Origin of the sequence: Campylobacter sp. CFSAN093224, assembly GCF_012897395.1 — a bacterium.
GTDB classification, from domain to species: domain Bacteria; phylum Campylobacterota; class Campylobacteria; order Campylobacterales; family Campylobacteraceae; genus Campylobacter_D; species Campylobacter_D jejuni.
Window position 1 is genome coordinate 255497 of record NZ_CP040607.1, and the last position, 26358, is coordinate 281854.

A 26358-nucleotide genomic window follows, 5' to 3' on the forward strand; every position below is an offset into this window, starting at 1 on the left:
ATGATATTAGATCAACTTATAGGATTTTTTTCTAGTGATATGGGGATTGATTTAGGAACAGCTAATACGCTAGTTTTGGTAAAAGATAAGGGTATAGTGATAAATGAGCCTTCTGTTGTGGCAGTTGAAAGAGAAAGGTATGGTTCCAAAGCAAAAATTTTAGCCGTAGGTAAAGAAGCTAAAGATATGGTGGGAAAAACTCCAGGCAATATCGAAGCTATTCGTCCTATGAAAGATGGCGTGATTGCAGATTTTGATATGACTGAAAAAATGATCCGCTATTTTATAGAAAAAACACACCGTAGAAAAAGTTTTTTACGCCCTAGAATTATCATTTCTGTTCCTTATGGTTTAACTCAAGTAGAAAGAAAAGCGGTAAGAGAAAGTGCTTTAAGCGCAGGTGCAAGAGAGGTATTTTTGATTGAAGAGCCTATGGCAGCAGCTATTGGTGCAAGTTTACCTATACAAGAGCCTAAAGGAAATTTGGTAGTAGATATAGGGGGTGGAACTACTGAGATTGGAGTGATTTCTTTGGGTGGACTTGTGATTTCAAAGTCTATTCGTACGGCTGGAGATAAGCTTGATATGAGTATAGTTAATTATGTAAAAGAAAAATACAATCTTATCATAGGTGAAAGAACAGGCGAAGAGATCAAAATCACTATAGGTTCAGCAATACAACTTCCAAAAGAGCTTTCTATGGTGGTAAAAGGACGCGATCAAGTAAGTGGACTTTTAAGTCGTATTGAACTTACAAGCGAAGATGTAAGAGAAGCGATGCGTGAGTATTTAAAAGAAATTGCTGATGCTTTAAAAATGGTTCTTGAAATGATGCCGCCTGATTTAGCAAGTGATATAGTAGAAAATGGTGTAGTTTTAACAGGTGGCGGAGCATTGATTCGTGGTCTTGATAAATACTTAAGTGAAATTGTACGTTTGCCAGTTTATATCGCAGATGAACCGCTTTTAGCTGTAGCAAAAGGAACAGGTAAAGCTTTAGAGGAAATTTCATTATTGCAACAATTAACCAATGAAGAATAAGATTTTTTATGTTCTTGTCTTAGCCTTTTTGGTTTTTATATCTTTTTATTATGGAGGACTTATTAAGCAAAATGTTCTCCGTGTTAATGATTTTGTTATAGGTAATTTTTATAATATTAAAGATTATTTGGGAGAAAAAATTTCAGAACACTTTAATCAAGCAAATCAAATTCAGCAACTAAAAGCTAGAAATAAAGAATTAGAAGATATTGCTGTAAAGGTAACTAGTTTTGCAAATCAATTAAATCGTATTTTAGAGGATCAAAATTCTACAAAATATTTACCTCAAGTTTCTTTAACTAGAGTTATTTCTTATGTTCAATTGAATGATTATAAAAAATTATGGTTAGATTGGAGCAAAATTCCCGTTGGTAAAAACCGTGGTTTGATATATCAAGGATATACTGCAGGTATAGCTATTAATAAAAATGGTAGAGCAATGGCTCTTTTACAAGGTGATGATCAGTGTGTTTTTTCTGTTTATATAGGAAAATCCAAAGCTCCAGGTTTAATCCAGGGTGAAGATGGCAGGATTGTGGTTAAATTTATTCCAAAATGGGCAAAAATTAATACCGGAGATGAAATTTTAACAAGTGGACTTGATAATATTTTCTTTTCAGATATACCTGTCGGTATTGTGAATAGAGTTAATGATGAAGATATGTATCAAAGTGTAGAAGTAAAGCCTTATGTTAAGATTAGTATTCCTGCTTATTTATATGTAGTTGATAATTTATAAGTCAAGGATTAGACTTTTTAAAAATTTTCTATATTTTTGCTAATTATTATAACTTTGTTTAATGCTAAAAATTTTGTTAAATTATCAAATAAATGTTTATAATTGAATGAGAATTTTATAAAAAATCTTAAATTTCTTTATGTATTATTTCCTAGATTAAAAGCAGAGTGTTTATTTTTTAAAATTATATCGATAATTTCAAAGTTTATAAAACTAATTTTTGTTATAATCAGCCCAAATTTATGCTCTTAGGAAAATTTATGCCAAAACGAACAGATATTAAAAGCATTTTACTTATAGGAAGTGGTCCTATTGTGATAGGACAAGCTTGTGAATTTGATTATTCTGGAACTCAAGCCGCAAAGACTTTAAAAGAATTAGGATATCGTGTAGTATTAATCAACTCAAATCCTGCAACCATCATGACAGATCCCGAATTTGCAGATGCGACTTATATAGAACCCATAACAAAAGAAAGTATTTTAAGTATTATTAAAAAAGAAAAAATTGATGCAATTTTGCCAACTATGGGTGGACAAGTAGCGTTAAATGTTGCTATGGAAGTTTATGAAAGCGGACTTTTAGGAGATGTGAAATTTTTAGGCGCAAATCCTGAGGCGATTAAAAAAGGCGAAGATCGTCAGGTTTTTAAAGAATGTATGAAAAAAATTGGCATGGATTTGCCAAAATCGATGTATGCGTATAATTATGACGAAGCTTTAAAAGCCGTAGATGAAATCGGCTTTCCTTTGATGATCCGTGCTTCTTATACTTTAGGGGGTGCTGGAAGTGGTGTGGTTTACAATATGGACGAATTTAAAGAACTTACCAATACTGCTTTAGCTTTATCACCTATTCATGAAATTTTGATTGAAGAAAGTTTGTTAGGTTGGAAAGAATATGAAATGGAAGTTATACGCGATAGAGCGGATAATTGTATCATAGTTTGTAGCATAGAAAATATCGATCCTATGGGAGTTCATACAGGAGATAGTATTACAATAGCTCCAGCATTAACTTTGACAGATAAAGAATATCAAGTTATGCGTAATGCTTCTTTTGCTATTTTGCGTGAAATTGGTGTAGATACAGGCGGAAGTAATGTGCAATTTGCTATCAACCCAAAAAATGGAAGAATGATAGTTATAGAAATGAATCCAAGAGTTTCAAGATCAAGTGCTTTAGCTTCTAAGGCAACGGGTTATCCTATAGCAAAGGTTGCGACACTTTTGGCAGTAGGTTTTAGCTTAGATGAGATTAAAAATGATATTACAGGAACTCCTGCATCTTTCGAGCCTGTGATTGATTATATTGTAACAAAAATTCCTCGCTTTACCTTTGAAAAATTTCCAGGAGCAAATACAACTTTAGGTACAGCTATGAAAAGTGTGGGTGAGGTAATGGCTATAGGACGCACTTTTAAAGAAAGTATACAAAAAGCACTTTGTTCGCTTGAGCGTTCTTTAAGTGGTTTTGATAGGGTAAAATTTGAAGATAGAAATGATCTTGTTTTTAAAATTCGCAATGCCAATGAAAAGCGTTTACTTTATGTTGCTCAAGCTTTTAGGGAAGGTTTTAGCGTAGAAGAACTTTATGAGCTTTGTAAAATAGATCCTTGGTTTTTAACACAGATTAAAGAAATTGTAGATTTTGAAGAACAAATTGATATGGATATTTTAAACAATAAGGCTCTTTTGAGAAAAGCAAAAACTATGGGCTTTTCAGATAAAATGATAGCCTTGCTTGTAAATTTGAAAGATAATTTAGAATTAAGCCAAAATGATATTTATTATGTAAGAATGAAGCAAAAAATCATCGCAGAATTTAGTGAAGTGGATACTTGTGCGGGTGAATTTGAAGCCTTAACTCCTTATCTTTATTCAAGTATCAATGTAAGCGAACTCACTCAAAGTAAAAACGATGCTAAGGATAAAAAAGAAAAAAAAGTGATGATTATAGGTGGGGGGCCAAACCGTATAGGACAAGGTATAGAATTTGACTATGCTTGCGTACATGCTTCTTTTGCGCTTAAAGATATGGGTATTAAAACTATTATGTATAATTGTAATCCTGAAACCGTTTCGACTGACTATGATACAAGTGATATTTTGTATTTCGAGCCTATTGATTTCGAACATTTAAGAGCGGTGATTGAGCGTGAAAAACCTGATGGAGTGATTGTGCATTTTGGTGGACAAACTCCTTTGAAATTTGCTAAGCGTTTAAGTGCTTTTGGAGCTAAGATTATAGGTACTAGCGCAAGAGTAATTGATATGGCAGAAGATAGAAAGAAATTTGCCGAATTTATTACAAAGCTAGGTATCAATCAGCCAAAAAATTCTACTGCAACAAGCGTAGAAGAAGCGGTTCTTAAGGCTAGTGATATAGGGTATCCTGTGCTTGTAAGACCAAGTTATGTTTTAGGTGGGCGTGCGATGCGCGTGGTAAATGATGAGGCTGAACTTAGACTCTATATGCAAGAAGCTGTGGATGTAAGCGATAAAAGCCCTGTTTTGATCGATCAGTTTTTAGACAATGCTACAGAAATTGATGTTGATGCGATTTGTGATGGCAAAGATGTTTATGTTGCAGGAATTATGGAGCACATAGAAGAAGCAGGAATTCATTCGGGTGACAGTGCTTGTTCTTTGCCGCCTTGCAATATCGATGAAAAAATGCAAGAATTTATTGCACAAAAAACCGCAGATATTGCTTTAAATTTGGGAGTTGTAGGACTTTTAAATATACAATTTGCTTTACATAATAATGAGCTTTATATGATAGAGGTAAATCCTAGAGCTAGTCGTACCATACCTTTTGTTAGTAAAGCTACGGGTATTCCTTTAGCAAAAGTGGCAACGCGTGTGATGTGGCAAGGAAATTTAAAAGAAGCTTTAAAATTTTATGATACTTTTAAAGTGGTTAATTTTGATACTAAAATTTTACGCCCTAAAACTCCAAAATATATGAGCGTGAAAGAAGCAGTATTTCCATTTGCAAAACTTAGTGGAAGTGATTTAGAATTAGGTCCTGAAATGCGTTCAACGGGTGAAGTTATGGGTATAAGCAAGGATTTTGCAAATTCTTATGCGAAAAGTCAAATTGCATCGTTTAATCATCTTCCAGAGCAAGGCGTGGTATTTATCTCCTTAAAAGATAAGGATAAAAAATATACCAAAAAAATCGCTGCAGAATATGTAAAGCTTGGCTTTAAGCTTATGGCAACAGGGGGAACTTGCAAGGAAATTTTAGAAAGTGGTTTTGAGTGCGAACTTGTACATAAAATTTCAGAAGGACGCCCCAATGTTGAAGATAAATTGAAAAATGGAGAAATTCACTTAGTTATCAATACAAGCGATAGTCACAGTTTTAAAGGCGATACGAAAAAAATTCGTGAAAATATTATTCGTTTTAAAATACCTTATTTTACAAATTTACGATCAGCTTTAGCAGGTGCAAAATCGATTAAAGCTATACAGAGTAAATCTTGCCTAGATGTAAAGAGTTTGCAAGAGTGGCTTAAATCTTGATTTATTTAGCTCAAACAGATACTACGGTAGGATTTTTAAGTAAAAATTTAGAAGAGATTAATGCTTTAAAAGGTAGAGATAAAAATCAGCCTTGCTTAATCACTTCTGCGAAATTTTGCGAGTTAAAAAGTTTAGCAAGAATTCCAAAATCTTTTAAAAATTTAGTACGTCGTTCTAAAAAAACAACTTTTATTTATCCCAATAATCAGGCCATTCGTATTGTGAAAGAGTGTAAACATGCGAATTTTTTAAGTAAAAATGGCTATTTTTATTCATCTTCGGCAAACAAGCATGGAAAAGAATTTGATGAAGAATGGGCTAGAAGTGTTGCCGATATAATACTTGATGAGAAATTTTTCGAAAATATCCCATCAAAAATATTAAAACTTTCAAAGAATAAAATGATAAAAATACGTTAATTAAAGAGCTTTTAAAATATCTTCAAAAGCAATACAAAATTGCTCTAGGCCATCACTTAATAAATCATTGCAAGCTTTTTCTCGTTCACTTTGAGAAATGATTTGATTAAGTTCTGTATAAATTTCAAAATTCATTAAAGGTTTTTTAAAATGCATTTTTCCTTTAAATGCCTCTATTGCATCAAGAGGAGCAGTATTAACAGAATTCTCAAAAAGAAGTTCTTTGATATAATAGTCTTTTGGCAGATCATCTCCTTTAACTCCGGTGCTTGCAAACAAGGCACGAATATTAGGTTCATTTTTTGAGTAGATATTGTTATAAGCTAAATTTGCATTTAAAATTCCAATACGATTTTGCTCCTTAGCCTTAGGATTTAAAAGTCTATCAAAACGACTTACAAAAATACTTATAACAGCTTGTGGTGTTCTAGTGTTTTGTTCTTTTAAGGCTATATTGTTTTTTCTAAATTCGACTAAACCTGCATTTAAAGCTTCAAAACATTTTTGACTTTGTTCAAGAGAAAAAATTAAGGTAGCATTGACGCTAATACCATTTTTCATAAGTTCATACATTACTTCATAAGAAGCTTTTGTAGCTGGAATTTTAATCATTATATTTTCTTTGCCAATAGCACTATAAAGTCTTTTAGCTTCACCTAAACTAAGAGTTGTGTTATCATGAAGTCTTGGATCTATTTCAATACTTATAAATCCATCATTTTTTTGATAAAAAAGAGGAGCTAATTTATCAGCTGCTTTTTGAATATCAGAAATTGCTAATTCTTCATAAATATCTTTTGTTTTTTTTTCTTTTAATTTAAGAATTTTATCTTTATAAATTGGAGAATTTAAAATAGCATTTTTAAAAATAGTAGGATTTGAAGTAGCGCCATTAATTCCATGTGATAATAAATTTAAAAATTCATTATCTAAAAAACTATTTTCTATAAAATCACACCAAAGAGAAAAATTTTTCATTATATTACCTTTATTATTTCTTTTAAGTCTTTTATATCTATGCAAATATCAGCTTGAGAACGTAAAATTTCTTTAGCACAAAATGCAATCTTTAATCCACTTTCGTTAAACATTGCCAAATCATTTGCCCCATCGCCAACACACATCACTTCATCTGTTTTCAAATTTAAAAAGCTTTTTAATCGTTGTAGCATTAAGCCTTTTGAATTTGAAAACATCATTTCCCCACCAACTAGCCCTGTTAAAATGTCATTTTTATGATGCAGATAATTTGCAAAACCGAGGTTAATTCCAAGTTTTTGCATAGCAGGATTTATGCCTTCATGAAAACCACCGCTAAAAATAACAATTTGTATATTTTTAGATTTTAAATATTGGATAAGTTCATGTGCTCCACGCATTAGTGGAAGTGTGCTACTTAATTCTAAAACTTTTTTATAAGACATACCTTTTAAAAAGCTTACTCGTTTTTGAAGACTTTCGAAAAAATCAAGTTCTCCAGTCATAGAATGGCGGGTAATTTCGCTTGTTTGATTACCCTTGCCATGCGCTGTAGCTAAAATATCGATGGTTTCACCATCCATTAAAGTAGCATCAAAGTCAAAAACACAAAGTTTAATCATTAAAATTCGCGCTTAAGCAAAGCTTCTACTTTGAGTATAGTTAAGATATTTTCATCTCTTTTTCCTATACCATAAATCATACCTTTGTCTTTAACTAAAGTTTCAGGTGGTGGATCGATTCTGTTTCTGTGAATTTTAATTGCTTCAGTTAATCTATCTATAACAAAACCAGCATTTCCTCCAACTCCAGTTCCATTTGTCTCACCTCTTAAAACAATATATCTTGTTTGAGGTGTCATTTTAGAACTTCCTAAATGAAAGCGTTGAGCTAGATCAATGAGCGGCATAACATTACCACGCATATTAAAAACCCCTAGAACATAATCAGGTACACTAGGAACTCTAGTATATTCTATAGGTTTGATGATTTCTTGTATATTAAGAATTGGAATCGCATATTCCTCATCTCCAACTACAAAGCCAACAAGTTGGATGATATCATCTTCTCTTTGATCGACATCAGGACCAGCCATCTGAGTTTGCTGTTTTTGCAAAATTTGCTCTAATTTTTCATTACTCATATTCTTATCCTAGTTTCAAATTTTTTCTAACCACATTTTCCAAGTATTCTGGAGAATAAGGTTTAGTGATATATTCAGTCATACCCACTTCAACACCTCTTAAACGGTCAGTTTTACTTGTTCTTGAAGTAACTGCTATCAATGGTAAGTTGCGATATTTAGAATACTTTCTAATTTCACCAGCTAAGGTGTATCCATCCATTCTTGGCATTTCGATATCTATAAGCATTGCATCAATATCATGTTCGCCAGATTTTATAATATTCAATGCTTCAACACCATTTGTTGCTTCGATTAAACTAACTCCTAGCGGTTCTAAAGCTTTTTGCATTAAAGTTCTATCCATTTTAGAATCATCTACAATTAAGACTTTATAGTCACTTGGTTGTTCTTTAGGTTTTTTGGCACTTGATTCTAATTGCGCTTTAATATCAACTTTAATTTCTTTGGCCATATCCATCATAGCACCTACATCAATGATTAATGTCACTCTACCATCACCACGGATTGTAGCTCCTGCTATACCTTGGATATTTTGTAAATAATCACCCATAGATTTAATAACTATTTCTTCTTGTCCTACAAGAGTATCTACTATAATACCAAGCTTGCTTTCTGCTACCCCTATAACAACGACATAAGTTTGATCACCGCTTTCAAGGACTTGTTTAACTCCAAATACATCTGAAAGTCTCACAAGAGAAAGCACTTCATCTCTTAAGCGTAATACATTTTTACCTTCGATAGTATAGATATCATCAATTGGCACTCTAACTGTTTCAAGAACGCTTGCAAGTGGAATTGCATAGAATTCCTCTTGAGTTCCTACAAGTAAAGATTGAATGATTGCCAAGGTAAGAGGAATTTTAAGTTTAAATGAACTTCCTTTGCCTAACTCACTATCAATTTCAATTACCCCATTAAGTTTTTCGATGTTGGTTTTAACAACATCCATTCCTACACCACGACCTGAAACATTTGTTACTTTAGCTGCAGTTGAAAAACCAGGCTTGAAAATCAAAGCAAAAGCTTCTTTGTCTGTCATTTGATCTGCTTCTCTTTCGGTAATCAAATTTTTCTCTATAGCTTTTGCTTTTAAGCCATTTGGATCAAGTCCTTTACCGTCATCTGTAATTTCTACAACGATGTGATTGCCTTCATTATAAGCTTTAAGTTGTACTATACCTTTTTCAGGTTTTCCATTCGCTGCACGAGTTGCTGGATCCTCAACACCATGATCACATGAATTTCTAATCATATGCATGATAGGATCGCCAATTTCCTCTACGATAGATTTATCAAGTTCAGTTTCTTCACCTGTAATTTCAAGTTCTATTTGCTTTCCTAATTCACGACTTAAATCACGAACAACTCTTGGGAATTTATTGAAAACTTTTGCTATAGGTTGCATTCTTGTTTTCATCACAGCAAGCTGAACATCAGTTGTAATAATACTTAATTGACTTACAACCTGATTAAGTTCTTCAAGGAATTTTTCTCCTTCATAACGCTCTTCAACATCATCGTAAATTTTAAGCAAACGGTTTTTGCCTAAAACAAGCTCTCCAATTAGATTCATTAAGTGATCTAATCTTTTTACCTCCACGCGTATGGTTTGATCCATACTGCTAGCATTACTACCTGAAGCAGGAACTTTTTTCTCTCCACTTTCCGTAGGTTTATTTGCTGTATTGTTAGTCGGTTTAGGTGCCGCATTTGTTGTTTGTTTCTTTTGTGCGCGACGAGCTTGATCTTCAGCTTTTCTAACTTTTAAAAGTCTTTCTATTTCAGCTTCAACTTCAGAATCACTTAATTGATTAACATCTACTTCAGGTTCTGGAGTAGCTATTTCTTGTTTTGGTGCTTCTAGTTCTGCTTGTGGAATAGATTTTTCATTTGAATCTGTTGCCACAACAGGAGACTCTCCCTCTGAAATAGCTGTTAATCTTGCGCAAATTGGTTCTATATCCATACCAATAGCAGTATCGTTGCCATTATCACGAATGGAATTAAGTAAAGTTTTCATTCTATCAATAGACTCTAAAACCACATCCATGATATCTGGAGTTATTTTTAACTCGCCATGTCTTGCTTTGTTTAAAACATCCTCCATGTGGTGAGTTAACTTTGTTAAAACATCAAAATTTAAGAAGCTTGATGATCCTTTAACCGTATGTGCAACACGGAAAATTCTATTTAATAATTCTAAATCTTCTGGATTTGATTCAAGCTCTACTAAATCATGGTCGATTTGCTCAACAAGCTCAAAAGCTTCAACCAAAAAGTCTTCAAGTATTTCTTGCATATCTTCCATATTTTACCCCTGTTCTTGAGATTGATGTTTTTTAATAACCTTTGCAATTTCATTGAAGAAATCGCTAGCGTTAAATTTGACAAGATAGCCTTCTCCACCAGCTTCTTGAACACCTTTCTCATTCATAAATTCATTTGATAAAGATGAGTTAAAGACTATAGGAATATCTTTAAATCTTGGATCTTCTTTAATGCGTGCAGCAAAGTGGAAACCATCCATTTGTGGCATTTCGACATCGCTTACTATAATTTTTAAAGTATCGTTTAAACTTTCACCATAAATTTGGCTTAATTCTTCTAATTTGTTTATGCCCTCTACGCCGTCCTTAGCTTCAACAACTTGAAAGCCCATCTGTTGCATCATTTCTTTGACGCGTTTTCTAGCAGTCATGCTGTCATCAAGTATAAGTGCTGTTCCAGTAAATTTTTCTATTTTTCCAAAATCTATATCTGTTTTTGGAGCGTAAATTCCTAAATCTTCAACAACACTTTCAAGATCTAAAATTAGCAACACTTCATCATTTTCAATGCGTGTTACACCTGTAATTTTACCTTTATCTAAAGCACCTGATCCTGTAGAAAAAGTTGCTGGTTCTATATCTTTCCAGTTTATTCTACGAATTCTTTTTGCTTCGTGAACTATAAAACCAATAAGAATATTGCTAAATTCAGTAATAATAACTCTAGGTTTTAGCATAGTGCTTTCTGGCTCAGTGATTTGCATCCATTTGGCAAGATTGACTACAGGTATAACCACTCCACGAAGATCAAAGATTCCTTCGATGTAATCAGGTACACCTGGAAGTTCTGTAAGGCTTGGGATTTTTATAATCTCCCTTACCTTAGAAACATTTACACCATAAATTCCTTCATAGACTTTATCGTGCCCTTGCTTAAAGATACGGAAATCGACAAGCTCCATTTCATTTGAACCCGTTTTCACGATATTTTCATCAAACATTTTGACCCCTCAATTTCTGTTCTCGAAATTTGATTTCTTGCTGATATTCTACTACAAAAAAACTTCTCTCATATGCAAAACTAGCTAAGTTAAGATATTTAATGTTTTCTTTGTTGATTTGATGATTTTGATGATAGTGTCCTTCACATACCCAAAATCCTAAATTTTCATATTTTTCATATCTTTTTTTCGCTAAATTTTCAAAATCTTTTATTTGATAAAAAAGGTTTTTTTTGTTTTGATTTTGAAGAATTTTATTTGAAATAAAATTACGAGTAATAATATTTAAAAAATTCAAAAATACAAGCAAATAATGATTTCTTAATGTTTTCAGAGTAAATTGTAAAAGAGGTGGTAAAAAAATATCTCCGTGAGCTAATTTTATAAAAGCACTATTTAAAACAAGATTATTACCTTTACTTGTATGCAAATTAAGCTTTATGGGCTGCTCTTGTAAGTTAAAAATTTTTACCCTTTTAAAAAAACAAGAAAGATTAAAATCATGATTGCCTTCTAAGTAGATAATTTCAATTTTTAAGGCCAATTCTTCTAAAAGTTCTATGTAAGGTTTAGCAAATTCATGTGTAGCAGAGATTTCGCCTATAAGCAAATCGAAAATATCACCTATAAGTATGAGTTGAGGGGTGGAAATTTTACCTTTTTTTAAGGCTTGTAAAAATTCCCAAAATCCCTTTCTTTGTTCATTTTCATGAGCATCTGCGATTAAAATCGCTCCATTTTGTAGTAAAATTTTTTATCCTTAAAATTTCAAAGGCTCATAATTTATAGAAAGGATTTCAAATTCACTTTCACCTTTTGGCAAACGCACTTTAAAATCATCTCCTTCTTTTTTTCCAAGCATAGCTTTTGCTATTGGAGATGCGATGGAAATATAACCCTTATCTAAATTTCCTTCGCAAATTCCTACTAGAGTATATTTGCTTTCTTTTTCTGTATCCAAATCCATGATCACAACACTTGAACCAAATTTCACACTATCGTGCTCATAGCTTGAAGGATCGATCACTTGAGCTCTTGCTAGCAAGTCACTAAGCTCTGCAATACGACTTTCTATCAAAGCTTGCTTTTCTCTTGCAGCATGGTATTCAGCATTTTCTTTCAAATCCCCATGACTTCTTGCTGTATCGATTTCTATTACAACGGCAGGGCGTTGATTGTCTTTTAAATCTTTTAATTCTGCGGCTAACTTATCATAGCCAAATTGACTCATTGGTTCTTTTTGCATGATTTATCCTTTTATATTTCGTTTAGGATTTTTGCTAAATTTTTAGCACTTCCAAATTGTAAATATTCTTTTAAAAAATCAACTTTAGCAAAAAATGCCTTATAATCATATTTATTGTAAGCTTCATATAAATTTAAAACATTGACTTTATCTTGTAAAAATTCAGGATTTAAAGCTTCTTTTCCAGCGAAATCACAAAAAATATTTGCAAGTCCTATATGTTTTAATTTTACAAAAAGTTTTGCGATAAAAATATCGATAGCCTTTGCCTTATAAGCAAGAACAAAAGGAGTTCCCACTAAAGCTGCTTCTAAAGTAGCTGTTCCACTACAAATAAAGGCAAAATCAGCTTTTTTAAGCACTTTTGGAGTGTTACTTTCTATCTTAAATTCGCTAATATCACCATAAACTTCTAATTTTTCAAGATTAAATGAGGGAACGCAAAGAATTTTTTTACCCTTAAATTTTTGAGAAAGTTCTTTAAAAATAGGCATTAAACGCCTAATTTCACTACGCCTTGAACCTGGTAAAAAGGCTATAGTTTTTTCATCATCTTTTTTTGAAAATGTATGATTAATGTCTTCTTGATTTTTAAATTCTTTTATCTCATCTAAAAGCGGATGGCCTATATAGGTGCTTTTGTTAAAAAATTGATTATCAAAGGGCAAAATAGAAGCTAAAATATCAAAATGACTTTCTATGATAGGTATGCGACCTTTTTTCCACGCCCAAACTTGAGGCAAGATATAATAAATGCGTGGAATTTTACTGCCTGCTTTTTTTAAAGCTTTAGCAAAAGGTATGTTAAAAGCGGGTGAATCTATACATAAAATCCCATTTATTTTTTGAGTAAAGCTTAAATTTGCAAGTTCTTTTATAGCTTTTTTTGCTTTGAAAATCAAAGGTAAAACTTCTATAAAACCCATAGCACTAAATTCATGTGAGCTATAAAGTGGTTTAGAATTTAAATCAAATTCTTTGCATAAACTCTCATCATAAATCCCATGAAGTTCAAATTCACCAAAATCTTTTTTATAAGCTTTTAAAACTTCTTTTAAATGCAAATTTGCTGAAGGCTCTAAAGCACAAACTAAAAAGGTTTTCAAAAAATTTCCTTATCAATATTTTAAACATTTTATCTTATTTTGGCTTAATTAAAAGAAGTTATGCAAGAATACACGCTAAAAAGCGTGTATGAAGGTTTATTCTCTCCAGCCGTATTTTTTAAAAATTTCTTTAGCTTCCTTAGAACTTAAATAAGCAATAAAATCTTGTGTTTCTTTGCTCGCACCTTCTTTAGCTATCACATTAAAAGTTCTATAAACAACCAAATCTTTTTCTATAGCTACGGCAGTTCCTATGTCAGGATTGCTTTTTGACCAGTCAATCCAAGTGATCCAAGCATCGGCTTGATCTTGTGCGAAAAGCTTTCTTGCACTTCCACTATTTGGAACAAAGGCCACGATATTGTTTCTAAAATTTTGTATGGTTTTTATATCTTGAGTTCTACCTATCATATCTTCCCAAACTCCAGTTCCAGAAGTATTGCTCTTTCCAGCACCTTCAGGCACAACGATTCTTACTTTTTTATTAGCCAAATCTTTTAAACCTTTGATTTTTAAAGGATTGCCTTTTTGAGTAAGTATGATGGCTTCTCTAAAATATAAAGGCTTGATTTTACTCACATTAAAATCTTTTCCAAAATCACTCGCTATAGCTAAAGCCGATTGATCTGAAGCGCCAAATAAAATATCTGCATCTTTTTTAGCCTTTTCAAACCAAGTCGCTTGAGGGCCAAAATTTACATTTACTTTAACGCCTGTTTTTTCGCTATATTTGTTTGCTATATCTTTTAAGGCCGTGTGTGGGCCACCTGGTCCGTAAAGGTTTACATCTGCATTTGCCATACTAAAAGCTAAGGCACATGCACCAAATAAAGTAATAATTTTTTTCATAGTATTTCCTTTTATGATAAATTTTTATTGATTGAAGGTAAGATTTTAGAAATTGTATGTTAATAAATAGTTATAATGTAACAAAAATATTATTAAAATCTAACTTTTGCTTGGTATTTTTGCAAGCAAAAGTTAAAATTGTTATTGATGCTTCTTTTTAGCGCTAAAATGACATAAAGTAGAACAAAGTATACAAAGAATACAAGCACTAAGGAGCATGATAAGACCAGCATTCCAACTACCATAGTAATCCACAGCCCAACCTATGCTTTTGTTCCAAGTGAAGCGCCGACTACATAACTCATAAAGCCATGAAGTCCTACACAAGATCCTACTGCAAAAGCAGGAACGACTTCCATAGTTTGCATACTTGCTAAAAATTGTGGTATATAGACTAAACACCCCGCCATAGCTGCAAAGAAAATAACCATATAAAGATTATTTGAAGTAAAATATCCAATAATCATAAAGAAAATAATAACCATGGCGCCTATAGCAGGAGGCATTCTATAGCCTTTAAAAATTTTATCTGAAATATATCCTGCAAGTAAAGTAGAAGGTATAGCAGCCCATTCAAAAAGCCAAAAGGCAATACCTATTTGTTCTTTATTAAAGCCTTTTGTTTCTAGCAAGTAAATAGGAAGCCAAGAAATAAGCCCAAAACGCACCATATAAACAAAAGTATCCATCCAAGCCACATACCAAGCATTTTTGTTTTTAAGTACATAATGATAAAAAATTTCAAAACTGCTTAAATTTGGAGTTTCTATAGCTTTGATTTCTTCTGTTTTAATCCCTCGCATTTCATTGATTTCAGTAATATCAACCAAACCTTCATTTTTAGGATTTCCTTTAACTGCATAAAGCGCATAAAGACTAATGATAACTGCACAAGCAGCAGGAGTATAAAAATGATTCATGTGCCAATATGTTTCGTTAAAATTTGCCATACTCACACCCAATAATGCTGCCAAAGCAAAACCTGAAAGCGAAACTATAGGAGCAACTATCCCGCCTCCTATATTATGTGAGATATTCCAAACGGCCGTGTAAATTCCCCGCTCTTTTTTAGGATACCAGTTTGCAAGAGTGATAAAAGAAGGACCTACCCCCATACCTTGAAAAACCCCAAGCGCGATAACAAAACCTACATAAGCGTAAAAAGAATTTGAAAAACCAAGTAAAACATTTACAAGAGCACATAAAATAAGACCTAAAGCCATGATTTTTTAGGATCAGCTTTGTCGCTTATAACGCTCATTGCACCCTTGCTAATCCCGTAAGCTATAAGCATTGAGCCTGTGATTGTTCCGATGTCTGATTTACTGAGATTAAGTTGATTTTGTATAAATGGAGTTGAAAGAGTGATATTATTTCGCACAAGATAATATCCCATATATCCTATAAAAACCCCACTTAAACTCCAAGTTCTCATTTTGTAATATCTAGGTAAAATTTCCTAAAGAGGAAATTTAATAGCTTTTGCCTTAGGTTTGAAAAAATCAAACATATTTAAACCATCCTTACTAACTTTATATTTTTATAGTTTAAATAATGTTAATCGATATAAAATAAAAAAATAATTAAAAATAATACGAAATTTATATAATTTAAAAATTAAAATTTTATACTATGAAGCTTTAAAAAAATATGTTAAAATCCAGATTTTTATCTTTTGCAAGGAAGACAATGAAAGAAATTCTTATCACTAATGACGATGGTTATGAAAGCGAAGGACTTAAAAAACTCATTAAGATGTTAACAAAAGAATTTAAAGCCAAGATCACCATAGTAGCTCCTGCTAGTGAAAAATCAGCTTGTTCGCACTCTATAACCCTAACCAAACCTTTGCGTTTTGTTAAAGTGGGAAAAAGATTTTACAAACTTGATGATGGCACTCCAGCAGATTGTGTTTATCTTGCTTTGCATGCTTTATACAAAAAGCGTTTGCCTGATCTTGTAATAAGTGGGATTAATAAAGGTGCTAATGTAGGCGAGGATATTACCTACTCAGGAACTTGCGCAGGAGCTATGGAGGCGGTTTTACAAGGAATTCCTGCTATCGCTCTTTCTCAATTTTATAAAAAAAGCGAAAAAGAACTAGACTATAAAAATGCTTTACAAATTACCAAAAAAATCATTCAAAATATTTTTGATAAAGGTTTTCCTTTGGAAAAAAAAGAATTTTTAAATATCAATTTTCCTGCAAAATCAAAAATCAAAGGCATTAAAATTTGTAAAGCAGGCAAAAGGGTTTATAATTTTGAAGCCCATTCAAATGTCAATCCGAGAGGAGTAGAGTACTATTGGCTTGCAGCGGCGAATTTAGACTTTGAAGATGAGAAAAATAGCGATATTGCCTTACTTAAAAAAGGCTACGCTACAATAACACCTATAATGCTGGATCTTACAGCTTATGAAAGAATGAAAAAAGTTAAAAAATGGTTAAAGGCAAATGATGAATGATAGATTTACACGTATAAAATGGCTAGTTGGAGAAGAAAAATTTCAAAAAATTTCACAAACAAAAGTTTTGGTTTGCGGACTTGGTGGAGTGGGTGGAATTTGCGTTGATGCGCTTTATCGTAGTGGTTTTAAAAACCTTACTTTAATCGATGCGGATAAATTTGAAATCACTAATCAAAATCGCCAAATTCATAGCGAAAATATAGGCGAAGAAAAGGCTAAAGTATTTGAAAGAATTTATAAGGTTAAAGGTATAGTCAGTAAAATCGATGAAAATTTTTTAAAAAATTTTGATTTAAGCGAGTTTGATCTTATCATAGATGCCATTGATGATATTCCTGCAAAAGTAGCTTTGGCTCATCTTATAGATTTTAAAAAACAAATTTTTATCTCCTCAACAGGTGGAGCTAGAAAGCTTGATCCAACACGCATTAAAACTACAAGTATTTTTAAAACTCACGGCGATGCTTTAGCGAAAAAATTTCGTTATGAGCTTAGAAAATCAGGCTTTAAGGGAAATTTTGATGTGGTATTTTCAGATGAGGAAGCGCATTGTAAAGATCTTGGATCTTTTATGGGTGTGACTGCATCTTTTGGTTTAGCCCTAGCCAGCTTGGCATTAAGAAAAGTTCTTGCTAAGAAAAGCTGATATTAAAATTTAAATGCTTGTTTGTCGCTTTTTGAGCAAAGCGTAAAAACACTTTGTGCTAAGGATTATACAAAAGATCAAATTTGTGCTTGGATTAAAATTGATAGACAACAATGGGAAGAAAAATTTAAATATGATGAGATCTTTGTCTATGAAAAAAGAGGAAAAATCGCAAGTTTTATAAGTGTTAAACAAGAGCAGAAATTGCTTGATTTGCTTTTTACTCATCCTGATTTTGTTAGACAAGGTTTAGCACAAAATTTACTTGATTTTATTTTAAAAACTTATTTGCATAATGAAATTTACACTTTCGCATCCTTAAGTGCTAAAGATTTTTTCTTAAAAAATGGTTTTGAACTTATAAGGGAAAACAAGGTTATCAAAGAGGGACAAAATTTAAAAAAATTTTTAATGAAAAAAGATGTGGTTTATAAAAACTAGAAGTTAAGATAAGCAAAAATAATGGATTAAAAGATATAAAAATCATTTTTTTCTATCTTAGATAAATGAATTTATCTAAGATAGAAAAAATTACAAAAATAGCTAGATGTTAGAAAATAGCTCCGTGTTTTTCATAATTTGTTATTTTTGTAGCAGTGTTATTTTCATCCACAAAAACAACTTTTGGTTTAAATGTTTTTGCTTCTTCTTCATTAAAATCAGCATAAGACATGATGATCACCTTATCTCCCACTTCTGCAAGACGAGCCGCAGCACCATTTAAGCATACAACTCCTTCTTCTTGCGTGGCTATGGTATAGGTTTCAAATCTAGCGCCATTATTGACATTGACTACTTGGACTTTTTCGTATTCTAAAATTCCACTCGCTTGCAATAATTTTTCATCTATACTTATACTTCCTATATAATCAAGCCTAGCTTCTGTTACGCTTGCGCGATGTATTTTTGATTTGAGTAAAGTGATATTCATTTTAATCCTTGTACTAAAAAATTATCAATGAGTCTTGTTTTTCCAACAAAAGCAGCCACCGCTCCTAAAACATTATCAGTGATATTTTTGATATTTTCCATGGTGTTAAAATCGACTAATTCTATATAATCGATTTTGATTAGTTTTTCTTTTTCTAAAATATCTTTCATAGCTTGGATGATCTTAGAAGTATTTTTTTCTCCCTCTCGGACTAATTTTTCAGCCAAAAAAATGCTTTGAGATATAGCTAGTGACGCTTTTCTTTCTTCTTTGCTAAGATATACATTTCTAGAGCTTTTAGCTAAGCCATCTTCTTCTCTAATGATAGGACAAATTTGAATTTTTAAATCAAAATTTAAATCATCAACCATATGCCTAACGACTACGCATTGCTGCGCGTCTTTTTGCCCCATATAGACTATATCAGGGTTTAGGATATTAAAAAATTTAGTTAAAACCGTGCAAACGCCTCTAAAATGCCCCGGTCTTTTAGCCCCGCAAAGTTTATCAGTGATCGTATTCATATCTACATAGGTGCTAAAATTCTTAAGATACATTTGAGTTGCATCGGGGATAAAAACCATATCAACGCCATTATCTTGACACATTTTAATGTCGCGTTCTAAATCTCTTGGATAACTAGAAAAATCTTCATTAGGCCCAAATTGCATAGGATTTACAAAGATACTTACTATAACCTTATCTTGTGTTTTGGCATGTTTGACTAAACTTAAATGTCCATCGTGTAAAAAACCCATGGTTGGAACATAGCCTATACTAAGTTGATGTGATTTCCAATCTTTTACAATTTGTTTTGCTTCTTTGACAGAAGTAATGACTTGCATATTTGTATCCTTAGTATAATTTATCTAATAATTCATCATCTAAATAATCAAAGCTGTGCTCTTGGGAAGGAAAAATACCGCTTTTAACTTCATCTCTATATTTTTCAACTCCTACTTGAGGATCAATTTTATCAAAATGCTTTACAAATTTTGCTTTAAAATCTTTATTTAAACCCAAAAGATCGTGATAAACTAAAACTTGTCCATCGCAGTATTTGCCTGAACCTATGCCGATTGTTGGAATTTCTAAAATAGAGCTTATTTTTTGTGCTAGTTTTACAGGCACACATTCTAAAACCAACATACAAGCACCCGCATCTTGCACAGCTTTTGCATCATCTATAATTTTTTGGGCTGATTGTAAATCTTTACCTTGAACCCTATAGCCACCTAGCATATTTACAGCTTGTGGGGTTAGTCCTAGGTGAGCAACGACGGGTATTCCTGATTGGGAAATCAATTTAATCTTACTTGCGATTTCTATACCCCCTTCCACTTTTACCCCATTTGCGTGGCTTTCTTTGATAAATCTTGAGGCATTTAAGATAGCGTCACGATCTGAACTTTGATAAGACATAAAAGGCATATCAGCAAGTACGAAAGACTTTTTAGCTCCGCGAGAAATAGCTTTGGTAAAAATCAACATTTCATCCATAGTAACACTTAAAGTATCTTGCATACCAAGTACCGTCATGGCTAATGAATCTCCAACCAATATAATATCTATATCGCTATTGTCTAAAATTCTTGCACTATGATAATCATACGCACTTACCATGGTTATTTTTTCATTTTTGGCCTTTTTTTCCAAAAAACTAATCATACTTTTTCTCATTTTGCATACCTCAATTTTTAGCTATAAAATAATAAGCAAAAAACTAGCATATAATTTTTCATAAATAGTAAATGAATGATAAAGTAAGTTATATTTAATCGATGGATTGCTTTAATGGTTACAATTTTAGAAAATTTCAGTTCATGTTAAAGGATATTTAAAGAAAATAAAGCTTTAAAAAGTATTTTGTTTAAAATTATTTAAATAGAAAGATATTTTATGAAAAAAATAACTTTATTTTTACTTTTCTTAAATTTAGTGTTTGGGCAAGATAAGATATTAAATAATTGGTTTAAAGAGTATAATACAAGCGGCACTTTTGTTTTTTATGATGGAAAAACTTGGGCGAGTAACGACTTTTCAAGGGCTATGGAGACTTTCTCTCCCGCTTCCACTTTTAAAATTTTTAATGCTCTAATTGCACTTGATAGTGGTGTGATAAAAACTAAAAAAGAAATTTTTTATCACTATAGAGGTGAAAAAGTATTTTTATCTTCTTGGGCGCAAGATATGAATTTAAGTTCAGCTATAAAATATTCTAATGTTCTTGCTTTTAAAGAAGTGGCAAGAAGAATTGGTATCAAAACTATGCAAGAATATTTAAACAAGCTTCATTATGGTAATGCTAAAATTTCCAAGATCGATACTTTTTGGCTTGACAACTCACTAAAAATAAGCGCTAAAGAACAAGCAATTTTGCTTTTTAGACTTTCACAAAATAGCTTACCTTTTTCTCAAGAAGCAATGAATAGTGTTAAGGAAATGATTTATTTAAAAAATATGGAAAATTTAGAGCTTTTTGGAAAAACAGGTTTTAATGATGAGCAAAAAATTGCTTGGATTGTAGGTTTTGTGTATTTAAAAGATGAAAATAAATATAAGGCTTTCGCGCTAAATTTAGATATTGATAAATTTGAAGATTTATATAAAAGAGAAAAAATTTTAGAAAAATATTTAGATGAACTTGTAAAAAAAGTTAAAAATGATGGCTAGTGAGTATTTCGTAAAATGCAAAAATACTTAATTGTATGATTTGCGTACACTTAAAGTACTCATTAAAAAATTAAATTTTTGCTCTTATTTATCAAGTTTTCCTACGATGATAGGGTTAAAGGCTTTTATGGATAGCAAAAGCGTATCGCCGATTTTTACATCTTGATAAGCTTTTAGAAATTCCTCTTCACTAAGAGTGATTTTAATAATATCTTGATTTAAAAGCAAGGTTAAAACCACTAAAATATCACTTTTTTTAATTTCTAGCAAAGTTGCACTTAAGTGTAATTTTGCGCTGATATTTGAATGAGTAAAAAATTCATTTTTAGGAAAATCTTTAATAATTTTTCCGTTTTTAAGCTCTAAAATTCTATGACTTAACTTATAAATTTCAGCTAGATCATGACTTACCAATAAAGTACTTATTTTAAAATACTCTAAAATCTTGGTTAATTCATCTTGTAAATTGGCACGCATTTTAAAATCCAAAGCACTCAAAGGTTCATCTAAAAGCAAGATTTTTGGTTCTCTTGCTAAAGCTCTTGCTAAAGCTACTCTTTGTGCCTGCCCCCCACTTAAATGTTTAGGATAAATTTTAGCTAAATTTTCAAGCTTCATTAAGGCTAAAAGCTCGCTAACCTTTGCTTTAGAACTAGCGGCATAGGCGATGTTTTCTTTTATATTCATATTTGGAAAAAGCGCATAATCTTGAAAAACAAAACCAATTTTTCTTTTTTGTAAAGCTAAACTAAAATTTTTTGAAGAATCAAACCAAAGTTCATTATCTACTTCTATACGCCCCAATTTAGGCTTTATAAGTCCCGCTATGATTTTTAAAAGAGTGGTTTTTCCTGCTCCACTTTCGCCAAAAAGTGCAGTAATTTTTCCTGATTCTATATCTTTTTTAAAATTTAAATCCAGTCTTCCTTTAGCGGTATTCATAGGATGATTGATATCAATTCTTATCATTGAAAACTCATTTTTTTATTGATAAAATAAAGACTAAAAAGTACTAAAAAAGAAAAAATAAACAATATAAAAGCATATTGATGGGCTAAGCTATAGTTTAAGATTTCAAGTTCATCATAAATAGCTATACTAGCCACTAAAGTTTCACCTTGTTTATGTCCTCCTATCATCATCACGACTCCAAATTCACCCACAGTATGGGCAAAACTCATCGCACAAGCACTAAAAATTCCTGCTTTAGAATTAGGTAAAATCACTCTAAAAAGAGTATAAATTTTACTTTTACCTAAACTATAAGAAGCATCGAGCAAATTTGGATTGATCGATGAAAAGGCACTTTGCAAAGGATTTACCATAAAAGGCAAAGAAAAAATCAAAGAAGCAAAAACAAGACCTTCAAAACTAAAAACCAAAGAAAGATTAAAATATTCTTTTAAAACTTGCCCTAAAAAACTATTAGCCGAAAAAGTTACAAGCAAATAAAATCCCAAAACACTAGGAGGTAAAATCAAAGGCAAGGAAATAAAGCTTTGAAGGATTGTTTTAAAAGGAAAACGCACAAAACTTAACAAATAAGCTAAAAAAACACCGATAAAAAAAAGGATAAAAGTCGTGATAAAAGCAAGTTTAAAAGTAAGATAAAGGGTTTGTAAAAAAGCTGGATCAAGCACTATGACTCCTTAATACAATATCATTTGCTTTTACAAAACAAAGCCATTCTTGATTTTCACAAATTTCAAGTTCTAAAGCTTTTTCTTTGGTGATAATACTAGAAAGTTCATTACCTTTAAAATCAAAAAATACCTGATATAAAAGTTTGCCTTTTTTAATTTTTGTAATTTTAGCTAAAAAAGAATTTTCAACACTTAAAAGAGTTTTGCTTGCGCTAAAACAAAGCTCATGCTCTTTAAAAAGAAGTTCTACACTCACACCAATTTTTAAATTTTCTAAAGATTTTAATTCAAGCATTAAAACACTAAAAATCACTTCTTTAGAAAGTATTTTAACAATAACTATATCCTCTTGATTTAAAAGCTCACAAATTTGTCCTTTTATAAGGTTCATGGTGTGCTAAATCCGTATTTTTTAAAAATTTCTTTTGCTTTTGAAGAGCCAATAAATTCGTTAAATTCAAAGGCTAATTTTTTATCCTTAGCGTATTTTGTGATGACATAACTTTGCTCTAAAGGGCTAAAATACTTTGCATCAATTATAACAGCCTTACCCTTAGGATGATTGATAGAAGAAACTAAAGAATAAGCCACTATAGCTATATCTGAATTTTTGCTATCTACATGTAAAACAGGCACTGAGATATTTTCGCCTAAAACGATTTTATCCTTAAGAAGCTCATTTAAACCCAAATTTTCAAGCACTTCTTTAGCTGCTACTCCATAAGGAGCTACTTTAGGATTGGCTATGCTTAGATGCGTGATTTTGTTTGCCTTTTCTTTTAAATTTTCAACGCCTCCTTGGAGTAAATTTTCATCCAAGCTATACAAAGCCAAAACTCCCAAAACATAAACTTTTGGTTTTATTAAAGCATTTTTATCATCATAAATAGCCTTAGCATATTTAGTATCCGCTGAAAAAAAGAGATCAAATTCTCTTCCTTGTTTTAAAAGCTCATAATATTTTCCAGAAGCACCAAAAACCAATTCTATTTTATCTTCTGGATGTGTTTTCAAAAACTCATCTTTAACTTCACTCATCGCCTTTGAAGCTGAAGAAGCTACAAAAATACTTAAATTTTGCGCATTTAAACACGAAACAAAAAGCAAAATCCCAAAAAATACTACAAACTTTTTCATTTAGTTTTCCTTGTGTAAAAATTTAATTTTTGGATTATAACACAAAAAATTCATTTTATATCATTTTTGCATAAAATAAATACAGGATGATAAGTGAGTTTGTTTTGAAATTTTTCTTCAAATTCTTTTAAAAAACCTTTATTTAAAGGATAAAATCCTAAAGAATTTACTCCGCTTAATTTTAAATGTCTAAAAACATCTAAAGCATTATCAAAGCTTAATTTTATGAGTTCTTGAGTAATTTTTACTTCATTAAAATAGACTTTAAAAATTTGCTCTAATTCATTTAAGCTAAAATAATTTAAACCAAAACCCGTGCTTTGCTTGATTTCTTTTAAATTTTGCTCTGCAAAAGTAGAAAGAAGTAAAATCCCATTTTGATTTAGCATATCTCTAAGACTTGGTATAATGCGTTTTAAATCAAGCCATTGCAAAGTTGCATTTGAAACAATAAGATCAAATTTCTCTTTACTTAAATCCTGTTTTGCAATTTCGTTCATATCAAAAATTAAAATACTAGAATTTTCTTTAAAATCTAAAATATCGTTTTTTAAATACTCATCAAAAGTAATAAAATTTTGAAGTTTTTTGCTCAATTCACCCCTGCCACAACCAAATTCAAATACTTTTTCAAAATGTGAAATTCTTAAATTTTTTAAAATTTCACAAAGTTTTAAACCCATAAAATCTTGCACTTTTGCATGTTTTTCATAATCTTTTGCTTTTAAAAAATTCAAAGCTCATCCCAAGTTTTAAAATGAAAAAAAGCAAAATGCGGTTCATTTAAAAAAATAAGTTTTGAAAAAGCATTTTTTAAAGCATTTGGTGGAAAAATTTCATCTTTTTTACTTGAATAAACCTTATCCCAAAGCAAATTTTCTTCTTGTTTTACTAAAGCAAAGTCAAAAAGTTTTTCAAGCTCTATTTTTAAAGCTTTTTCATCTTTAAAAATAAAATCTTTAGTTAAATTTTTGCGTTCTTTAAATAAAGCTTCTTTGAAATTTTCTAATTTGAAATTTTGCAAGGTTTTTCTAAAAATTGCAGGATGAATTCCTTTTGATTTATCTATGCCTAAATTTGTGCCATTTATGGCTATTTTTTGTTTAAAATTAAGCTCTTTTAAAAGTCTATTTGCCACACAAACCCCCATAGAAAAAGCGATTAAAAAAAGTTCATCAAAAGCTTTGAAATCAAAATTTAAATCAAAATTTTCATAATCATAAAATAAAATCACATTTTTATCGCTTTTTAAATGCGAAAAATGACTAGAATGTGAAGCAAATCCCCCAAATACCACTATAAGTTTTTTTGAATCAGGATTTTTACATAAAAATTCATATTTCATAAAAGCTCTATTATCCTTTCAAGTTCTTCTGTGTTAAGTCCTGCGTGCAAAGAAAAACGAATTCTGGCTGTATTTTTTGGCACGGTAGGTTCTTTGATCGCAGGAGCAAAAAAACCAGCTTTTTGAAGTTTTTGTGAAATTTCTAAGGCTTTTTTATTTTCACCTAAAAGCAAGCAAATAATATAAGCATCGCCTAAAACGATGTGATTTTTTTCTTGCAATTTACTTTTAAAAAAAGTGCTTAAAAGCTCTAATTTTTCTCTTTCTTTCTTAAAATAAGGCATTTTTTTAAAAATAAATTGCGTCCAAGCTACATTAATAGGTGGCAAGGCTGTAGAATAAATAAAAGCTCTAGCCTTGTTGATGAAAAATTTCTTATATTTTTCATCACATATTATACAAGCACCCATGGAAGCAAGGGCTTTTCCAAAGGTAAAAACCAAAAAATCCACTTCATTTTCTAAGGCTAGTTTTTTAACAAGCCCCAAACCCTCTTCATCAAAACAACCCACGCTGTGTGCTTCATCTATATAAAGCTTAATTTTATCATAACGCCTTTTAAGCTCACACAGAGTTTTAAAATCGCTAAAATCTCCATCCATACTAAACAAAGCTTCGCTTAAAACGATGATATTTTCATAATTTTCATAATGTTTTTGGATTAAACTCTCTAAATGATTCATATCTTTATGATGAAAACGAAAAAAATCAGCCCTGCCAAGTCTTAAGCCATCAATCATACTTGCATGAATAAATTTATCGGTTAGAAAAAGCGTCTTAGAAACGCTAGAAAGTGCTGCTATACAAGAGATATTTAGATGATAGCCACTATTAAAATGTAAAATTTCCTTATCTTTAAATTTAGTCTTTAAAAAACTTTCTAATTTTTCATAAATTTCAAAATTTCCACTCAAACTTCTTGAACTCGAACTTGAAAAAAACAAATCTTGTTCTTTTAGGGTGTTTAAAAACTCAGCTTTTAACTCTTTGGAAGACGCCAAATAAAGATAATCATTTCCTACTAAATTTAAAAGTTTGTGATCTTGCTTATAAACAAATTTATTTTCATGTTTTAAAGGTGTTAGAGTTCTTAGATTGTGATTTTGCTCTAGATCTTGCAAAATTTTTTCAAGCTTCATTTTTTTCCTGTAAATTTAAAAATTTAAAGTATTATTTTGCCAAAATATT

General features: G+C 31.2%; 28 protein-coding genes and 1 pseudogene. 8 read left to right on the forward strand and 21 right to left on the reverse strand.

Annotated elements, in window-relative coordinates; all coding sequences use genetic code 11:
• The 4 genes from FBF11_RS01330 (at position 1) to FBF11_RS01345 (ending at position 5729) form a co-directional block, all read left to right on the forward strand.
• Positions 1–1041, forward strand: coding sequence for a rod shape-determining protein (locus FBF11_RS01330; protein WP_002851700.1), 1041 nt, complete (start codon positions 1–3; stop codon positions 1039–1041).
• Complete coding sequence (gene mreC, locus FBF11_RS01335) at positions 1031–1780, forward strand: rod shape-determining protein MreC (protein WP_002864583.1); 750 nt, start codon at positions 1031–1033, stop codon at positions 1778–1780. Before FBF11_RS01330 ends, mreC begins: the two co-directional genes overlap by 11 nt.
• Before the next feature lie 260 nt (positions 1781–2040).
• Positions 2041–5310 carry a carbamoyl-phosphate synthase large subunit gene (gene carB, locus FBF11_RS01340; RefSeq protein WP_002851917.1) on the forward strand — a complete coding sequence of 1090 codons (3270 nt, stop codon included), beginning with the start codon at positions 2041–2043 and terminating at the stop codon, positions 5308–5310.
• Positions 5307–5729, forward strand: a complete 423-nt coding sequence (locus FBF11_RS01345; protein WP_002851686.1) for a hypothetical protein — start codon at positions 5307–5309, stop codon at positions 5727–5729. Before carB ends, FBF11_RS01345 begins: the two co-directional genes overlap by 4 nt.
• On the opposite strand, the gene FBF11_RS01350 is transcribed toward FBF11_RS01345, so the two are convergent.
• The 11 genes from FBF11_RS01350 to FBF11_RS08430 form a co-directional block, all read right to left on the reverse strand.
• A complete protein-coding gene (locus tag FBF11_RS01350) occupies positions 5730–6707 on the reverse strand; it encodes a transaldolase (protein WP_057042185.1) in 978 nt (325 codons plus the stop codon).
• The gene (gene serB, locus FBF11_RS01355; protein WP_057096843.1) at positions 6707–7330 is read right to left on the reverse strand and encodes a phosphoserine phosphatase SerB; all 624 of its coding nucleotides are present in this window, start codon (positions 7328–7330) and stop codon (positions 6707–6709) included. Before serB ends, FBF11_RS01350 begins: the two co-directional genes overlap by 1 nt.
• On the reverse strand, positions 7330–7851 hold the full coding sequence (locus FBF11_RS01360; protein WP_002826355.1) for a chemotaxis protein CheW: 522 nt from the start codon (positions 7849–7851) through the stop codon (positions 7330–7332). Before FBF11_RS01360 ends, serB begins: the two co-directional genes overlap by 1 nt.
• 4 nt (positions 7852–7855) lie before the next feature.
• On the reverse strand, positions 7856–10165 hold the full coding sequence (locus tag FBF11_RS01365; protein WP_002851649.1) for a chemotaxis protein CheW: 2310 nt from the start codon (positions 10163–10165) through the stop codon (positions 7856–7858).
• A 3-nt stretch (positions 10166–10168) separates the two neighbouring features.
• Complete coding sequence (locus FBF11_RS01370) at positions 10169–11125, reverse strand: chemotaxis protein (RefSeq protein ID WP_002851778.1); 957 nt, start codon at positions 11123–11125, stop codon at positions 10169–10171.
• Positions 11118–11876 carry a UDP-2,3-diacylglucosamine diphosphatase gene (locus FBF11_RS01375; RefSeq protein ID WP_323468479.1) on the reverse strand — a complete coding sequence of 253 codons (759 nt, stop codon included), beginning with the start codon at positions 11874–11876 and terminating at the stop codon, positions 11118–11120. The genes FBF11_RS01370 and FBF11_RS01375 overlap by 8 nt, the downstream gene beginning before the upstream one ends.
• 9 nt (positions 11877–11885) lie before the next feature.
• Positions 11886–12371, reverse strand: coding sequence for a transcription elongation factor GreA (gene greA / locus FBF11_RS01380; protein ID WP_002858660.1), 486 nt, complete (start codon positions 12369–12371; stop codon positions 11886–11888).
• Between the two features lie 11 nt (positions 12372–12382).
• A complete protein-coding gene (lpxB, locus tag FBF11_RS01385; RefSeq protein ID WP_002858730.1) occupies positions 12383–13477 on the reverse strand; it encodes a lipid-A-disaccharide synthase in 1095 nt (364 codons plus the stop codon).
• Between the two features lie 96 nt (positions 13478–13573).
• Positions 13574–14326, reverse strand: coding sequence for an AcfC family glycoprotein adhesin PEB3 (peb3, locus tag FBF11_RS01390; protein ID WP_002857286.1), 753 nt, complete (start codon positions 14324–14326; stop codon positions 13574–13576).
• A gap of 263 nt (positions 14327–14589) precedes the next feature.
• Positions 14590–15549 (reverse strand): MFS transporter, encoded by a 960-nt coding sequence (locus tag FBF11_RS01395; protein WP_002857303.1) that lies wholly within the window; start codon positions 15547–15549, stop codon positions 14590–14592.
• Positions 15540–15761: a glycerol-3-phosphate transporter gene (locus FBF11_RS08430; protein WP_002857419.1), complete on the reverse strand. Its 222-nt coding sequence runs from the start codon at positions 15759–15761 to the stop codon at positions 15540–15542. The genes FBF11_RS01395 and FBF11_RS08430 overlap by 10 nt, the downstream gene beginning before the upstream one ends.
• Before the next feature lie 254 nt (positions 15762–16015).
• Here FBF11_RS08430 and surE point away from each other — a divergent pair, with 254 nt between their 5' ends.
• The 3 genes and pseudogenes from surE (at position 16016) to FBF11_RS01410 (ending at position 17882) form a co-directional block, all read left to right on the forward strand.
• The gene (gene surE / locus FBF11_RS01400; protein ID WP_002854555.1) at positions 16016–16792 is read left to right on the forward strand and encodes a 5'/3'-nucleotidase SurE; all 777 of its coding nucleotides are present in this window, start codon (positions 16016–16018) and stop codon (positions 16790–16792) included.
• Entirely contained in the window at positions 16782–17441 is a 660-nt protein-coding gene (locus tag FBF11_RS01405; protein WP_002860322.1) for a tRNA cyclic N6-threonylcarbamoyladenosine(37) synthase TcdA, read from the forward strand. The genes surE and FBF11_RS01405 overlap by 11 nt, the downstream gene beginning before the upstream one ends.
• A pseudogene (locus FBF11_RS01410) lies at positions 17425–17882 on the forward strand (GNAT family N-acetyltransferase). The gene FBF11_RS01405 and the pseudogene FBF11_RS01410 overlap by 17 nt, the downstream one beginning before the upstream one ends.
• A gap of 109 nt (positions 17883–17991) precedes the next feature.
• Here FBF11_RS01410 and panD read toward each other — a convergent pair.
• The 3 genes from panD to panB are packed head-to-tail and all read right to left on the reverse strand — an operon-like array spanning position 17992 to position 20052.
• The gene (gene panD, locus FBF11_RS01415) at positions 17992–18372 is read right to left on the reverse strand and encodes an aspartate 1-decarboxylase (RefSeq protein WP_002857482.1); all 381 of its coding nucleotides are present in this window, start codon (positions 18370–18372) and stop codon (positions 17992–17994) included.
• Positions 18369–19217: a pantoate--beta-alanine ligase gene (panC, locus tag FBF11_RS01420; protein WP_052775807.1), complete on the reverse strand. Its 849-nt coding sequence runs from the start codon at positions 19215–19217 to the stop codon at positions 18369–18371. The genes panD and panC overlap by 4 nt, the downstream gene beginning before the upstream one ends.
• A gap of 10 nt (positions 19218–19227) precedes the next feature.
• Positions 19228–20052, reverse strand: coding sequence for a 3-methyl-2-oxobutanoate hydroxymethyltransferase (gene panB, locus FBF11_RS01425; RefSeq protein ID WP_057042180.1), 825 nt, complete (start codon positions 20050–20052; stop codon positions 19228–19230).
• Between the two features lie 219 nt (positions 20053–20271).
• Between panB and FBF11_RS01430 the strand changes: the two genes are divergently transcribed.
• Positions 20272–21045, forward strand: coding sequence for an OXA-61 family class D beta-lactamase OXA-193 (locus FBF11_RS01430; protein WP_002783228.1), 774 nt, complete (start codon positions 20272–20274; stop codon positions 21043–21045).
• Positions 21046–21129: 84 nt separating this feature from the next.
• On the opposite strand, the gene FBF11_RS01435 is transcribed toward FBF11_RS01430, so the two are convergent.
• Genes FBF11_RS01435 through FBF11_RS01465 form a run of 7 tightly spaced genes read right to left on the reverse strand, consistent with a single transcriptional unit; the run spans position 21130 to position 26309 of the window.
• Positions 21130–22014, reverse strand: coding sequence for a sulfate/molybdate ABC transporter ATP-binding protein (locus tag FBF11_RS01435; RefSeq protein ID WP_057042179.1), 885 nt, complete (start codon positions 22012–22014; stop codon positions 21130–21132).
• The gene (gene modB / locus FBF11_RS01440) at positions 22011–22685 is read right to left on the reverse strand and encodes a molybdate ABC transporter permease subunit (RefSeq protein WP_002857391.1); all 675 of its coding nucleotides are present in this window, start codon (positions 22683–22685) and stop codon (positions 22011–22013) included. The genes FBF11_RS01435 and modB overlap by 4 nt, the downstream gene beginning before the upstream one ends.
• A complete protein-coding gene (locus tag FBF11_RS01445) occupies positions 22678–23079 on the reverse strand; it encodes a molybdenum-pterin-binding protein (protein WP_002857328.1) in 402 nt (133 codons plus the stop codon). Before FBF11_RS01445 ends, modB begins: the two co-directional genes overlap by 8 nt.
• A complete protein-coding gene (gene modA / locus FBF11_RS01450) occupies positions 23076–23825 on the reverse strand; it encodes a molybdate ABC transporter substrate-binding protein (protein WP_002857589.1) in 750 nt (249 codons plus the stop codon). Before modA ends, FBF11_RS01445 begins: the two co-directional genes overlap by 4 nt.
• 50 nt (positions 23826–23875) lie before the next feature.
• Entirely contained in the window at positions 23876–24562 is a 687-nt protein-coding gene (gene bioC, locus FBF11_RS01455; protein ID WP_002816240.1) for a malonyl-ACP O-methyltransferase BioC, read from the reverse strand.
• On the reverse strand, positions 24559–25170 hold the full coding sequence (locus FBF11_RS01460; protein ID WP_002816243.1) for a DUF452 family protein: 612 nt from the start codon (positions 25168–25170) through the stop codon (positions 24559–24561). Before FBF11_RS01460 ends, bioC begins: the two co-directional genes overlap by 4 nt.
• Positions 25167–26309: a pyridoxal phosphate-dependent aminotransferase family protein gene (locus tag FBF11_RS01465; RefSeq protein ID WP_002816245.1), complete on the reverse strand. Its 1143-nt coding sequence runs from the start codon at positions 26307–26309 to the stop codon at positions 25167–25169. The genes FBF11_RS01460 and FBF11_RS01465 overlap by 4 nt, the downstream gene beginning before the upstream one ends.
• Between the last annotated feature and the right edge of the window lie 49 nt (positions 26310–26358).